This window comes from Acinetobacter faecalis (assembly GCF_034187745.1).
Lineage (GTDB): Bacteria > Pseudomonadota > Gammaproteobacteria > Pseudomonadales > Moraxellaceae > Acinetobacter > Acinetobacter faecalis.
Genome location: NZ_JAXHPF010000022.1, coordinates 1 through 731, shown reverse-complemented (window position 1 = coordinate 731; position 731 = coordinate 1). Strand labels below are relative to the sequence as shown.

At 36.9% G+C, this 731-nt stretch carries 1 protein-coding gene; it reads left to right on the top strand.

Annotation, left to right across the window (positions count from 1 at the left end):
• A partial coding sequence (locus tag SKM54_RS12360; RefSeq protein ID WP_321095511.1) for an S-layer family protein occupies positions 1–731 on the top strand: 731 nt, incomplete at both ends.

The window sequence follows — 731 nt, the reverse complement described above, 5'->3', positions numbered from 1 at the left end:
GATGGTGCATATCAGGGGGAGTTAGCAGGAGATACCTCTGACTTAAGTTTGCCGCTTCAATCTTTATATAATGTAAATAAAGAAAATAATAATAAGCCTTTAATTGAAACCAATGACGCCTTTACCAACTATAAAAAGTGGTTGGGTAGTGATTACATGCTACAAATGTTCTCTACTGATCCTCAAAATATGCATAAGCGCTTAGGAGATGGATATTACGAACAAAAACTTGTAAATGACCAAATTGCAAAACTGACAGGTAAAGTTTATCTGGATGGTTTTACGAATTACGAAGATCAATTTAAAGCATTGATGGATTCAGGGGTAAGTACTGCTAAAGACCTTGATTTAAGTGTTGGAGTAAAGCTGTCTGAAGCACAAATTGCAAGATTGACTAGTGACATTGTGTGGTTGGTGACAGAGACTATTACTGTTGATGGTGAAAAGATTCAAGTCTTAGTGCCTAAAGTTTATGTTGCAGTTCAACCTGGCGATTTAAATAACAAAGGGGCGCTAATCGCAGCAGATACAGTCAATTTAAAGTTAACTGGAAATCTAAACAATCAAGGTAATATTGCGGGTCGTCAAGTTGTTAATCTTGAAGCAAATAACATTAATAACGTAGGCGGTTTAATTCAAGGCAATGAAGTCTTTGCGACAGCGCAGACGGATATTAATAATATCGGTGGGCAGATTCAAGCTAATAAAACCTTGGCTTTAGATGCAGGTCG